The organism is Nocardioides sp. dk884, from assembly GCF_009557055.1.
GTDB lineage: Bacteria > Actinomycetota > Actinomycetes > Propionibacteriales > Nocardioidaceae > Nocardioides.
In genome coordinates this window covers 2067095-2079967 of sequence record NZ_CP045649.1, presented here as the reverse complement: position 1 = coordinate 2079967, position 12873 = coordinate 2067095, and the positions used below count along the sequence as shown (strand labels likewise).

11 protein-coding genes are annotated in these 12873 nt (G+C 71.4%); 7 read left to right on the top strand and 4 right to left on the bottom strand.

Going from position 1 to position 12873, the window contains the following annotated elements; translation table 11 throughout:
- Positions 1 to 75: 75 nt before the first annotated feature.
- Positions 76 to 1410, top strand: a complete 1335-nt coding sequence (locus GFH29_RS10065) for a M20/M25/M40 family metallo-hydrolase (RefSeq protein WP_153323288.1) — start codon at positions 76 to 78, stop codon at positions 1408 to 1410.
- 82 nt (positions 1411 to 1492) lie between these two features.
- Here GFH29_RS10065 and GFH29_RS10060 read toward each other — a convergent pair whose 3' ends face one another.
- Both GFH29_RS10060 and GFH29_RS10055 read right to left on the bottom strand, forming a co-directional pair.
- A complete protein-coding gene (locus GFH29_RS10060) occupies positions 1493 to 1711 on the bottom strand; it encodes a DUF5703 family protein (RefSeq protein ID WP_153337227.1) in 219 nt (72 codons plus the stop codon).
- A 4-nt stretch (positions 1712 to 1715) separates the two neighbouring features.
- A complete protein-coding gene (locus GFH29_RS10055) occupies positions 1716 to 2663 on the bottom strand; it encodes an aldo/keto reductase (RefSeq protein ID WP_153323285.1) in 948 nt (315 codons plus the stop codon).
- A gap of 74 nt (positions 2664 to 2737) precedes the next feature.
- On the opposite strand from GFH29_RS10055, the gene GFH29_RS10050 reads away from it, so the two are divergent.
- A complete protein-coding gene (locus tag GFH29_RS10050; RefSeq protein ID WP_153323284.1) occupies positions 2738 to 3562 on the top strand; it encodes an undecaprenyl-diphosphate phosphatase in 825 nt (274 codons plus the stop codon).
- A gap of 21 nt (positions 3563 to 3583) precedes the next feature.
- Here GFH29_RS10050 and corA read toward each other — a convergent pair whose 3' ends face one another.
- A complete protein-coding gene (corA, locus tag GFH29_RS10045) occupies positions 3584 to 4567 on the bottom strand; it encodes a magnesium/cobalt transporter CorA (protein WP_153323282.1) in 984 nt (327 codons plus the stop codon).
- 53 nt (positions 4568 to 4620) lie between these two features.
- On the opposite strand from corA, the gene GFH29_RS10040 reads away from it, so the two are divergent.
- From GFH29_RS10040 to mshC, 4 genes are read left to right on the top strand one after another with little or no spacing between them, the layout of a single operon-like run.
- Entirely contained in the window at positions 4621 to 5349 is a 729-nt protein-coding gene (locus GFH29_RS10040) for a histidine phosphatase family protein (RefSeq protein WP_153323280.1), read from the top strand.
- Positions 5350 to 5358: 9 nt separating this feature from the next.
- Positions 5359 to 5934 (top strand): DUF3090 domain-containing protein, encoded by a 576-nt coding sequence (locus GFH29_RS10035; protein WP_153323278.1) that lies wholly within the window; start codon positions 5359 to 5361, stop codon positions 5932 to 5934.
- 16 nt (positions 5935 to 5950) lie between these two features.
- On the top strand, positions 5951 to 6718 hold the full coding sequence (locus tag GFH29_RS10030) for an SCO1664 family protein (RefSeq protein ID WP_153323276.1): 768 nt from the start codon (positions 5951 to 5953) through the stop codon (positions 6716 to 6718).
- Positions 6719 to 6741: 23 nt separating this feature from the next.
- Positions 6742 to 7980, top strand: a complete 1239-nt coding sequence (gene mshC, locus GFH29_RS10025; protein ID WP_153323274.1) for a cysteine--1-D-myo-inosityl 2-amino-2-deoxy-alpha-D-glucopyranoside ligase — start codon at positions 6742 to 6744, stop codon at positions 7978 to 7980.
- Positions 7981 to 8100: 120 nt separating this feature from the next.
- On the opposite strand, the gene GFH29_RS10020 is transcribed toward mshC, so the two are convergent.
- On the bottom strand, positions 8101 to 8952 hold the full coding sequence (locus tag GFH29_RS10020) for a PAC2 family protein (RefSeq protein ID WP_153323272.1): 852 nt from the start codon (positions 8950 to 8952) through the stop codon (positions 8101 to 8103).
- 142 nt (positions 8953 to 9094) lie between these two features.
- Here GFH29_RS10020 and metH point away from each other — a divergent pair, with 142 nt between their 5' ends.
- Positions 9095 to 12835 carry a methionine synthase gene (metH, locus tag GFH29_RS10015; RefSeq protein WP_228387866.1) on the top strand — a complete coding sequence of 1247 codons (3741 nt, stop codon included), beginning with the start codon at positions 9095 to 9097 and terminating at the stop codon, positions 12833 to 12835.
- Positions 12836 to 12873: the final 38 nt, after the last annotated feature.

Here is a 12873-nt window from a genome sequence, read left to right as displayed (position 1 = left end):
TGCTGGAAAAACTTAACACTGGGTCCCCGCAAACACTGAATCGGGGGGTGGTTGAGCGGATGTCATGCTGACCCCATGGCTGCTGACCCCCAGGACCTGACCACTGTCACGGCACCGGCGTACGACCCGGCGGGCGAGGTCGTGGACGTGTGCCGCGATCTGCTGCGCATCGACACCTCCAACTACGGCGATGACTCGGGGCCGGGGGAGCGGCCGGCCGCGGAGATGGTGGCCACCCTGCTCTCCGACGTCGGCATCGAGCCGCGGATCTATGAGTCCAGCCCCGGTCGTACGTCGGTGATGGCGCGCTGGGGCGGCACCGAGGGCGACGGGCTGCTGCTGCACGGGCACCTCGACGTGGTCCCGGCAGCGGCCGAGGACTGGCAGGTGGACCCGTTCTCCGGGGAGATCCGCGACGGCTACCTGTGGGGGCGGGGCGCGGTCGACATGAAGGACTTCGACGCGATGCTGCTCTCGGTGGTCCGCGCCCGCCAGCTCGCCGGCGCGGTGCCGACTCGGCCGATCGTGCTCTGCTTCACCGCCGACGAGGAGGCCGGCGGCCACCGGGGCGCCGAGGTGCTGGTCCGCGACCACCCCGACGAGTTCGAGGGCGTCACCGACGCCGTCGGCGAGGTCGGCGGCTTCAGCACCACCGTGCGCGGCCGGCGCCTCTACCTGATCGAGTCCGCCGAGCGCGGCATGGCCTGGATGCGGCTGACCGCCCGCGGACGGGCCGGGCACGGCTCGATGGTCAACCCCGAGAACGCCGTGACCCGGCTGGCGCAGGCCGTCGCCCGGCTGGGCACCCACGAGTGGCCGGTGCGCCTCACCCCGGCGATGGAGGTGCTGCTGGCCACCGTCGCCGACATTGCCGGCACCCAGGTCACCCCGGACAACGTGGAGGAGCTCGTCGAGGAGTTCGGTCCGGCGACCCGGATGCTCGGCGGCGTCCTCCGCAACTCCACCAACCCGACGATGCTCCAGGCCGGCTACAAGGTGAACGTCATCCCGACCGAGGCCACCGCTCACGTCGACGGCCGCTTCCTGCCCGGCTACGAGGACGAGTTCTTCGCGACCCTGCGCGATCTCGTCGGCGACGGCGTGGACATCGACATGGTCAGCCACCAGCAGCCCTGGGAGTCGCCGTACGAGGGCGACCTGGTGCGTGCCATGACCCGCTCGATCCTCGCCGAGGACCAGGATGCCCTCGTCGCGCCGTACCTCATGGGTGCCGGCACCGACGCCAAGCACTTCCGCAAGCTCGGGATGCGCTCCTACGGCTTCGCGCCGCTGCGCCTGCCCGCCGACCTGGACTTCACCGCACTGTTCCACGGCGTCGACGAGCGGGTTCCCGTCGACGCCCTGGAGTTCGGCGCCCGGGTCTTCGACCGGTTCCTCGACGAGGTCTGAGGGCCCGAACACCCCCACGTTTGGTCCCCAACGACAACCGAACGGCCCCGAAAACTGTCGTTGGGGACCAAACGTGGGGTTCTCAGGCCGTCCGGACCGCCTTGATCACCCGCCGGCGGAGCAGCACCCGGCGTACGCCGTCGGCGCCGATGCGGACCCGGTCGAGCTCCCAGCCGCCCTGCTCGGCGCGTTCGGTGAGCAGCTTGGTCACCACACCGCGGGGGTACTCCGGCGAGAACGTGACGCTGTCGAGCTCCCACTCCACCCCGGGGCGCAGCGGCTGACGCAGCACACGGGACATCGGCTCACTCCTCGCTGACGTCGTCCAGGGCCAGGACGATCTCGGGGGGCAGGGACAGCTCCTCGATCGCGAGGGCGGCGCGCAGCTGGGCGGCGGTGCGGGCGCCGAGGATCGGGGCGGTGACCCCGGGACGATCGCGCAGCCACACCAGGGCGACCTCCAGCGGCGTCCAGCCCAGGCCGTCGGCGGCGCGCGCCACGGCCTCGACCACGCCGCGGCCGAAGCTGTCGAGGTAGTTCTCGACCCGCGAGGCGAACCACGGGTCCGCGGCGCGGGAGTCGGCGGGGGTGCCGCTGCGGTACTTGCCGGTCAGCACGCCGCCGGCCAGGGGCGACCAGGCCAGCACCCCGAGCCCGAGCGCGGCGGCGGCCGGGAGCACCTCGTGCTCGACGCCGCGGTTGAGCAGGTTGTACTGCACCTGAGTGGAGGCCAGCGGCACCCGGCCGGGCACGGCGCGCTGCCAGGTCGCGGCCTGCGCGGTCTGCCAGCCGGTGTAGTTGGAGATGCCGACGTACGACGCGCGCCCCGACGTCACCGCGAGGTCGAGCGCCTGCAGGGTCTCCTCCAGCGGCGTCCGGTCGCTCCACACGTGCACCTGCCACAGGTCCACGTGGTCCACGCCCAGGCGCTTGAGCGAGCGGTCCAGCGCGGGCAGCAGGTGGCCGCGGGAGGTGTCGATGCGCCGGGCGTCACCGCGGCGTACCAGCCCGGCCTTGGTGGCCAGCACGATCTCGTCGCGCGCCACCACGTCGCCGATCAGGGAGCCGATCAGCTCCTCGGCGGCGCCGTCGCCATAGCTGGCCGCGGTGTCGAGGAGCGTGCCGCCGGCCTCGGCGAACGCGATCAGCTGATCGCGCGCCTCATGCTCGTCGGTGTCTCGTCCCCACGTCATCGTGCCGAGGCCGAGACGGGACACGCGGAGACCGGTCTGGCCGAGGGACCTGAGCTGCATGGCAGAAAGGTAGTGGTCCCACTCACGGACGCCGTCGGCGGCACGCGGTTGGGCTCCGCGTAGGCTGCGCGCCCGTGTGGGAACTCTTCCAAGCCATCGTGCTCGGCACCATCCAGGGACTTACGGAGTTCCTTCCGATCTCGAGCAGTGCGCACCTGCGCATCTACCCCGAGATGTTCGGATGGGGCGACCCCGGGGCCGCGTTCACCGCGGTGGTCCAGATCGGCACCGAGCTCGCCGTGCTCATCTACTTCCGCAAGGACATCTGGCGCATCGCCACCGCCTGGTTGAAGTCCCTGGTGAAGCCGGAGTACCGCGGCACCTTGGACGCCCGGATGGGCTGGTTCATCATCATCGGGTCGCTGCCGATCGTGGTGCTCGGCATCGCGCTGAAGGACGTCATCGAGAACGAGTTCCGCAGCCTGTGGATCATCGGCGCCACGCTCATCGTGCTCGGCATCGTGCTGGGCCTGGCCGACAAGTTCAGCAGCAACTCCAAGCAGATCAAGCAGATCAACGTCCGCGACGCCGTCCTGATGGGCGTCGCCCAGGCCTGCGCCCTGATCCCCGGGGTCTCCCGCTCCGGCGCCACGATCTCGATGGGCCGCATCCTCGGCTACGAGCGCGAGGCCGCCACCCGCTATGCGTTCCTGCTCGCCATCCCGGCTGTCGTCGGTGCCGGCGTGTTCCAGCTCAAGGAGATCCCCGGGGGTGACAACCCGTACGGCTGGACCCCGACCATCGTGGCGACGGTCGTGTCGTTCATCGTCGGGTACGCCGCGATCGCCTGGCTGCTGCGCTACGTCTCGACGCGCTCCTACACCCCGTTCGTGATCTACCGGGTGGCGCTGGGCGCGCTGGTGCTGGTGCTGCTCGGCGCCGGGGTGCTCAGCGCCTGAGCGGGGCCGGCCGCCCGGGGCTCACAGCCACCCGGAGCGCTTGAACCACACCCACAGCACCGCCGCGGCGCCCACCATCAGCATCAGCGCGAACGGGTAGCCGTAGTGCCACTCCAGCTCCGGCATGTACTTGAAGTTCATCCCGTAGATGCCGGCGATCAGCGTCGGCACCACCACCAGCGCGGCGCCGGCGGAGATGGTGCGCATGTCGTCGTTCTGCTGCACCGAGATCTGCGCGACGTGGGCGTCGAACGCCGCCGAGAGCAGTTGCTCGAGGTTGTCCACGCTCTCCGAGACCCGGTTGAGGTGGTCGGTGATGTCGCGGAAGTACGGCGCCACGTCGCCGTTGATCCCCGCGACCCGACCCTCCGCGCAGGCCTGCATCGGCGCCTTCAACGGCTGAACCGCGCGGCGGGCCTCGGCGATCTCGCGTTTGAGGGTGTAGATGCGCTCGGAGTCGCGGGTCCGCTCGGGGGAGAACACCGACTGCTCCACCTCGTCGACGTCCTCCTCCAGGAACCGGGCCACCTGGGTGTAGTCGTCGACGACCTTGTCGCACACGGCGTACACGACCGCCGCCGGCCCGCGCCCCAGGACGTCGGCGACCGACTCGAGGTGGGAGCGGGTCACGCTGAGCTCGCTGCCGGCGCCGTGCCGCACCGTCACGACGTACCCCTCACCGACGAAGAGGCTGATCTCGCCGGTCTCGACGGCGTCCTCGGCGTCGATGTAGGTCAGCGTCTTGAGCACCAGGAACAACATCTCGTCGTAGCGCTCCAGCTTGGGCCGCTGGTGGGCCTTGAGCGCGTCCTCGGTCGCCAGCGGGTGGAAACCCAGCTGGCCGGCGACCGCGTGCAGCTCCGTCGGCGTGGGCTCGTGGACGCCGATCCACAAGAAGTCGCCCTGCTCACGGTCGCGTGCGGCCAGGACCCGGGACAGGTCGGTGACGTCGAGGTTCTCCGGAGCGCGGACGCCGTGGCGGTAGTAGGCGCAGTCGACGATCATCCCGATACGTTATCCGCGCGGACGCCGCTCGACACCCGGCTACAGTCCGCGCCATGGCCACCCTCATCCTCGTGCGGCACGGGCGCACCACCGCCAACGCCTCCGGCACGCTCGCCGGCCGTACGCCGGGGGTCCGGCTCGACAGCACCGGGCAGCAGCAGGCGGCGCGCGCCGGCGCGCGGCTCCGCGACGTACCGCTCTCCCTGGTCGTCACCAGCCCGCTGGAGCGCTGCCGCCAGACGACCCGGGCACTGCTGGCCGGACGCGACCCCGCACCGCCGGTGGTCACCGAGCGCGGGATCACCGAGTGCGACTACGGCGAGTGGCAGGGCCGGGCGATCAAGGACCTGGCCCAGGAGAAGCTGTGGAAGGTCGTGCAGTCCCAGCCGTCCGCCGCCGCGTTCCCCGGCGGGGAGAGCATGACCACCATGCAGGCGCGCGCGGTCGCCGCCGTACGACGCCGCGACGCCGAGGTGGAGGCCGAGCACGGCCCGCACGCCGTGTGGGTCGCGGTGAGCCACGGCGACATCATCAAGGCGGTGCTCGCCGACGCCCTGGGGATGCACCTGGACCTGTTCCAGCGCCTGCACGTGGACCCGGCCTCGATCTCGATCGTGCGCTACACCGAGTCGCGGCCCTACGTGCTGGCCACCAACTCCCACGAGGGCGACCTGTCCTGGCTGCGCCCGCCGGCGGACGCCGCCCAGGCGTCCGAGGCCGGCTCTGACGCCGTGATCGGCGGGGGAGCGGGCCCCGCGGTGGCCGGTCCGGCCGGGTCCTAGGCTGGCCCCATGCCTCTCGTCCACTCCTTCGACCCGCCGGAGCGCTTCGTCACCGGCACCGTCGGCGCGCCCGGCTCCCGCACCTTCTACCTCCAGGCACGCAGCGGCAACCGGATCGTCTCGGTCGCCGTCGAGAAGCAGCAGGTGGCCGCGCTCGCGGAACGCGTCGACGAGCTCCTCGACGAGGTGATGGCCAGCGAGCCCAGCAGCACCGTGGTGCCCGCCGTCGCCCCGTTCGACCTGGTCGACAGCGACCCGCTGGACCAGCCGATCGAGGAGGAGTTCCGCGCCGGCACCATGACGCTGTCGTGGGATCCGCGCGACGAGCGGATCGTGATCGAGGTGTTCCCGTTCAGCGAGGCCGCCATCGTGGCTCCCGACCAGCTCGAGGAGAGCGTCGTGGAGCCCGAGCCGGAGGAGGTGCTCCTGGTGCGTCTCACGCCGGGCTACGCCCGCGCCTTCGTGCAGCGCAGCGGCCAGGTCCTCGAGGCCGGTCGGCCCAGCTGCCCGTTCTGCGGCAACCCTATCGACGCCGACGGCCACCTGTGCGTGCGCGCCAACGGCTTCAAGCGACGCGACCCGTGACCGGCAGCCCCGGCCGATGACCGCGCTCCCGGACCTGCTCACGGGGGAGCTGGTGCTGCACGGCCGCATCATGCCGGCCTCCAACGCGACGTTCCTGGGCGCGGTGGGCGAGCACCGCGTGGTCTACAAGCCGATCTCGGGGGAGCGGCCGCTGTGGGACTTCCCCGGCGCCGTGCTGGCGCACCGCGAGCTCGCGGCGTACCTGGTCTCCGAGGAGCTGGGCTGGAACGTCGTGCCGCGCACCTGGCTGCGCGACGGCCCGCACGGCCCCGGGATGGTGCAGTCGTGGGAGGAGCCGGACGAGGACCAGGAGCCGGTCACGCTGGTGCCCGGCGGCTCGGTGCCCCCGGGGTACCGCCACGTGTTCGACGGCATCGACGGCCTCGATCAGCCGGTCGCCCTGGTCCACGAGGACTCCGGTCCGCTGCGCCGGATGGCGATCTTCGACGTGGTGATCAACAACGCCGACCGCAAGGGCGGGCACGTGCTGGCGATGCCCGACGGGCACCGCTACGGCGTCGACCACGGCATCGCCTTCCACCACGAGCCCAAGCTGCGCACCGTGCTGTGGGGCTGGATCGGGGAGCCGCTGGCCGACGAGGAGCTCGACGCCGTACGCCGGCTGGGCGCCGCGGTGGACGGCCAGCTCGGCGACGCGCTGGCCGCGCTGCTGAGCGAGGCGGAGATCGAGGTGCTCGCCCAGCGCTGCCGCCGGCTGGTGTCGGCAGGGGTGATGCCCGCACCGCGCGGGGAGTCCCCGGCCATCCCGTGGCCGCCGTTCTGAGGCCGACCACTAGAGTTCACCGCATGCGCGCCTGGCCCTCCCCGGAGATCCCGACCCTGCCCGTCGAGGGCCCGCCGGTCACCCTCCACGACACCGCCACGGGCGGTCTGGTGACCACGCGGCCCGACGGCGCGGCCCGGATGTACGTCTGCGGCATCACGCCGTACGACGCCACCCACCTGGGCCACGCCGCGACGTACCTGGGCTTCGACCTGCTGAACCGTGCCTGGCGCAACGCCGGGCACGAGGTGAGCTACGTGCAGAACGTCACCGACGTCGACGACCCGCTGCTCGAGCGCGCCGCCAAGGTCAGCGTCGACTGGGTCGAGCTCGCCGAGCGCGAGACCGAGCTGTTCCGCCAGGACATGACCGCGCTGCGGGTGCTCGCACCCGCGCACTACATCGGCGCGGTGGAGTCGATCCCGCTGGTGATCCGGCTCATCGAGCGGCTCCAGGCGGCCGGTGCGGTCTACCGCGTCGAGGACGACCTCTACATGTCGGTGACCGCCGACCCGTCGTTCGGCCAGGAGTCCGGCCTCTCCCGCGAGGAGATGCTGCGGATCTTCCCCGAGCGCGGCGGCGACCCGGACCGACCCGGCAAGAAGGACCCGCTCGACTGCGTCGTGTGGCGCGGCGAGCGACCCGGTGAGCCGTCCTGGCCCAGCCCGTTCGGCCCGGGCCGCCCCGGCTGGCACATCGAGTGCACGGCGATCGCGCTGGAGCACCTCGGTGCCGACTTCGACGTGCAGGGCGGCGGCAGCGACCTGGTCTTCCCCCACCACGAGATGTGCGCGGGCCACGCCCAGGTCGCCGACCCCGAGCACCGCTTCGCGAAGGTCTACACCCACGCCGGCATGGTCGCCTACGACGGCGAGAAGATGTCGAAGTCGCGCGGCAACCTGGTCTTCGTCTCCGCGCTGCGCAACAGCGACGTGGACCCGATGGCGATCCGCCTCGCGCTGCTGCGCCACCACTACCGCAGCGACTGGGAGTGGACCGACGCCGAGCTGTGGGACGCCGTGGACACCCTCGCCGACTGGCGCCGCGCCCTCGCCCTCGGCGCCGGCGCCCCGGCCGAGCCGGTGGTGCGCGAGGTCCTCGCCGCCTGCGCCGCCGACCTCGACGCCCCGCGTGCGCTGCGTGCCGTCGACGCCTGGGTGCGCGCCACCCTCGGCACCGACGGCCTCGCCGACACCAGCGACCCCGACGCCGCTCGCGCGGTCTACAACGCCCTCGACGCCGCCCTCGGTCTGGCGCTCTGACGCCGCCCCGGCGGGGTGCCGGGGTGGGGGTGGGGGCGGCTCATCGTTGTCGTTGGGGACCAAACGACAACGAAATGGCGCCGAAAACTGTCGTTGGGGACCAAACGTCGACCCCGGACCTCAGTCGTCGCCACCCTGGCGACGCTTGAGGTACCGCTCGAACTCCCGCGCGATCGCCTCGCCGGTCGCCTCGGGCAGGTCGGTGGTGTCGCGGGTCTCCTCCAGCGAGCGGACGTAGTCGGCGATGTCCTCGTCCTCCTCGGCGAGCTCGTCGACGCCGCGCTCCCAGGCGCGCGCGTCCTCGGGGAGGTCCCCGAGGGGGATGCTGACCTCGAGCAGGTCCTCCAGCTGGCGCACCAGCGCCAGGGTCGCCTTGGGGCACGGCGGCTGCGCGACGTAGTGCGGCACCGCCGCCCAGTACGACACCGCGGGGATGTCGAGCAGCACGCAGGCGTCCTGGAAGACCCCGACGATCCCGGTCGGGCCCTCGTAGGTCGACTGCTCCAGGCGCAGCCGGTCGACCAGCTCGGGCTCGGTCGCCGTACCGGTGACGTGGATGGAGCGGGTGTGCGGGGCGTCGGCGAGCAGCGCGCCCAGGGTGATCACGAGCTCGCCGCCCAGGTCGTCGCAGGCGGCGAGCAGCTCGGCGCAGAACTGCCGCCAGCGCATGTTCGGCTCGATGCCGCGGATCAGGATCACGTCGCGATCCAGGTCCGGGGGAGAGGCGACCGCGATGCGGGTGGTCGGCCAGCTGACCCGCCGGTGGCCGCTGGCGTCGACGCCGATGACCGGGCGGTTGACCTGGAAGTCGTAGAACTCCTCGGGGTCGATCGCGCCGATGACGCGCGCGTCCCAGACCTCGATGAGGTGGTCGACGACGGAGGAGGCCGCGTCGGCGGCGTCGTTCCAGCCCTCGAAGGCGGCGATCACCACCGGGGCGACGAGGTCGGGGAGGTCATCGCTGTCGATCACCCGCCCAGCCTAGTCAGGAGCGGCGATTTCGCCGCCGCACCGGCCCGGTGTCACGATCTGGTCTGTTCGTCCAGCAGGTGGACACGCCTTCTTACGCTGGTGGACAAGGCCGGAACCGCCCGGCCTCTCGAGAGGAGTCACCTTGACCGATCGGGCCTTCGAGCCGTTCCTGCGCCCCGATGCGACGGAGGCGCTGACCACGATGCTGCGCGAGCGGATCCTGGTCCTGGACGGCGCGATGGGTACGGCGATCCAGCGTGACCGTCCTGATGAGTCCGGCTACCGCGGCGAGCGGTTCGCGGACTGGCCCAGCGACCTGCAGGGCAACAACGACCTGCTGACGCTCACCCAGCCGGCGATCATCCGCGCCATCCACGAGGAGTACCTCGCCGCCGGCGCCGACATCATCGAGACCAACACCTTCAACGCCAACGCCGTCTCCCTCGGCGACTACGGCATGGAGGAGCTGGCCTACGAGCTCAACTACTGCGCGGCCCGGCTGGCCCGCGAGGCCGCCGACGCCTGCGCGACCCCCGAGCGCCCCCGCTACGTCGCCGGCGCACTGGGCCCCACCACCCGGACCGCCTCGATCTCCCCGGACGTCAACGACCCGGGCGCCCGCAACGTCACCTTCGACCAGCTCGTCGAGGCCTACCTGGTCGCCGGGCGCGGCCTGCTCGACGGCGGCTCGGACCTGCTCTTCGTCGAGACGATCTTCGACACCCTCAACGCCAAGGCCGCGATCTTCGCCCTCGAGACGCTCTTCGAGGAGTACGGCCGCCGCTGGCCCGTCGTCATCTCCGGCACCATCACCGACGCCTCCGGGCGCACCCTGACCGGGCAGACCACCGAGGCGTTCTGGGCCTCGATCCGGCATGCCCGCCCGCTCGCGGTGGGCCTCAACTGCGCCCTGGGCGCGACCGAGATGCGCCCCTACATCACCGAGCTCTCCCGAATCACCGACTCGTTCGTGTCCTGCTACCCCAACGCCGGGCTCCCCAACGCGTTCGGCGAGTACGACGAGGCGGCCGCCGAGACCGCCGCGGTGGTCGCGGAGTTCGCCGACGCCGGGTTCGTGAACCTGGTCGGCGGCTGCTGCGGCACCACCCCGGAGCACATCGCCGCGATCGCGGACGCCGTCGCCGACAAGGCGCCGCGGGTCCCCGCCGCGATCGAGCCGGCGCTGCGGCTGTCCGGGCTGGAGCCGTTCACCGTCCGCGACGACAGCCTGTTCGTCAACGTCGGCGAGCGCACCAACATCACCGGCTCGGCCCGCTTCCGCAACCTGATCAAGGCCGGCGACTACGACACCGCGCTGACGGTGGCCGCCCAGCAGGTCGAGAACGGCGCGCAGGTCATCGACATCAACATGGACGAGGGCATGATCGACGGCGTCGCGGCCATGAACCGCTTCACCCGCCTGATCGCCAGCGAGCCCGACATCAGCCGGGTCCCGGTCATGGTCGACTCCTCCAAGTGGGAGGTGATCGAGGCCGGCCTGAAGAACATCCAGGGCAAGGCCGTGGTCAACTCCATCTCGCTGAAGGAGGGCGAGGAGCCGTTCATCGCCCACGCCCGGCTGTGCCGCAAGTACGGCGCCGCCGCGGTCGTCATGGCCTTCGACGAGGACGGCCAGGCCGACAACCTGGAGCGCCGGCTCGCCATCTGCGAGCGTGCCTACCGGATCCTCGTCGACCAGGTCGGCTTCCCGGCCGAGGACATCATCTTCGACCCCAACGTCTTCGCGGTCGCGACCGGCATCGAGGAGCACGCGTCGTACGGCCTGGACTTCATCGAGGCCACCCGCTGGATCAAGCAGAACCTGCCCGGGGCGAAGGTCTCCGGCGGCATCTCCAACGTCAGCTTCAGCTTCCGGGGCAACAACCCGGTGCGCGAGGCGATCCACGCGGTCTTCCTCTTCCACGCGATCGCCGCGGGCCTGGACATGGGCATCGTGAACGCCGGCGCGCTGGTGGTCTACGACCAGGTCGACCCCGAGCTGCGCGAGCGCATCGAGGACGTCGTGCTCAACCGGCGCCCGGACGCCGCCGAGCGGCTCCTGGAGGTCGCCGAGGTGCACAACAAGGCGGCGGTGCAGGACGAGGCCACCGCGGAGGAGTGGCGCTCGCTGCCGGTCGGGGAGCGGATCACCCACGCCCTGGTGAAGGGCATCGACGCCCACGTCGAGGCGGACACCGAGGAGCTGCGGGCGCTGATCGCCGAGCGCGGCGGCCGCCCGATCGAGGTCATCGAGGGCCCGCTCATGCAGGGCATGGACGTGGTCGGCGACCTCTTCGGGGCCGGCAAGATGTTCCTGCCCCAGGTGGTGAAGTCCGCGCGGGTGATGAAGAAGGCCGTGGCCTACCTGATCCCGTTCATCGAGCAGGAGAAGATCGACAACCCGGCCCTGGCCACCGCCAAGGAGACCAACGGCACCATCGTGATGGCGACGGTGAAGGGCGACGTCCACGACATCGGCAAGAACATCGTCGGTGTGGTGCTGCAGTGCAACAACTTCGAGGTCATCGACCTCGGCGTGATGGTGCCCGCGCAGAAGATCCTGGACACCGCCCGCGAGGTCGGGGCCGACATCATCGGCCTGTCCGGGCTGATCACCCCCTCGCTCGACGAGATGGTCACCGTCGCCGCAGAGATGCAGCGCCTCGGGATGGAGATCCCACTGATGATCGGCGGCGCGACCACCTCGCGCGCCCACACCGCGGTGAAGATCGACCACAAGTACGACGGCCCGGTGGTGTGGGTGAAGGACGCCTCGCGCTCCGTGCCGACCGCCGCCTCGCTGCTGCACCCGGAGCGCCGGGTGAAGCTGATGGCCGACGTGCAGGCCGACTACGACTCGCTGCGCACCCGGCACGCCGCCAAGAGCGACCGCCCGCAGCTGACGTACGCCGACGCGGTCGCCAATGCGACCCCGGTCGACTGGACCGGCTACCAGCCGCCGGTGCCGCGCACCCCCGGCGTACACGTGCTGCGCGACTACCCGATCGCCGAGCTGCGCGAGTACATCGACTGGCAGCCGTTCTTCAACGCCTGGGAGATGAAGGGCAAGTTCCCCGACATCCTCAACAACCCCACCACCGGGGAGACCGCGCGCAAGCTGTTCGCCGACGCCAACGAGATGCTGGACCGCATCATCGAGGAGGGCTGGCTCACCGCCCACGGCGTCTACGGGCTGTTCCCGGCGGCCTCGCGCGGCGACGACGTCGAGGTGTACGCCGACGAGGACCGCTCGGAGGTCCGCGCCGTCCTGCACCAGCTGCGCCAGCAGGGCAAGCACCGCGACGGCGTCCCGAACCGCTCCCTGGCCGACTACGTCGCGCCCGCCGAGACCGGCCTCGCTGACCACGTCGGCGGGTTCGCGGTCACCGCCGGTATCGGGCTGGAGGAGAAGGTCCAGGAGTTCAAGGACGCCCTCGACGACTACAACGCGATCATGGTCGAGGCGCTCGCCGACCGCCTCGCCGAGGCCTTCGCCGAGCGGCTGCACCAGCGGGTGCGCACCGAGTTCTGGGGCCACGTGGAGAGCGAGCAGCTGTCCAACGAGGACCTGATCGCGGAGAAGTACACCGGCATCCGCCCGGCCCCCGGCTACCCCGCCTGCCCCGACCACACCGAGAAGGCCACCCTCTGGGACCTGCTCGACGTCGAGGACAACGCCGGCATCCAGCTCACCGAGTCGATGGCCATGTGGCCCGGCGCCTCGGTCTCCGGCGTGTACTACAGCCACCCCCAGGCGCAGTACTTCGTCGTCGGCCGCCTCGGCCGCGACCAGATCGAGGCGTACGCCGAGCGCAAGGGCTGGAGCGTCGCCGAGGCCGAGAAGTGGCTCTCGCCGAACCTCGGCTACGACCCCGACGACTGAGCCGCGGCGGGGGCAAGACCCCCACGTCTGGTCCCCAA

Coding starts and splice junctions, on each gene's coding strand:
- GFH29_RS10065 (WP_153323288.1), top strand. CDS start 76: ATGGCTGCTGACCCCCAGGACCTGACCACTGTCACGGCACCGGCGTAC.
- GFH29_RS10060 (WP_153337227.1), bottom strand. CDS start 1,711: ATGTCCCGTGTGCTGCGTCAGCCGCTGCGCCCCGGGGTGGAGTGGGAG.
- GFH29_RS10055 (WP_153323285.1), bottom strand. CDS start 2,663: ATGCAGCTCAGGTCCCTCGGCCAGACCGGTCTCCGCGTGTCCCGTCTC.
- corA (WP_153323282.1), bottom strand. CDS start 4,567: ATGATCGTCGACTGCGCCTACTACCGCCACGGCGTCCGCGCTCCGGAG.
- GFH29_RS10040 (WP_153323280.1), top strand. CDS start 4,621: ATGGCCACCCTCATCCTCGTGCGGCACGGGCGCACCACCGCCAACGCC.
- GFH29_RS10035 (WP_153323278.1), top strand. CDS start 5,359: ATGCCTCTCGTCCACTCCTTCGACCCGCCGGAGCGCTTCGTCACCGGC.
- GFH29_RS10030 (WP_153323276.1), top strand. CDS start 5,951: ATGACCGCGCTCCCGGACCTGCTCACGGGGGAGCTGGTGCTGCACGGC.
- mshC (WP_153323274.1), top strand. CDS start 6,742: ATGCGCGCCTGGCCCTCCCCGGAGATCCCGACCCTGCCCGTCGAGGGC.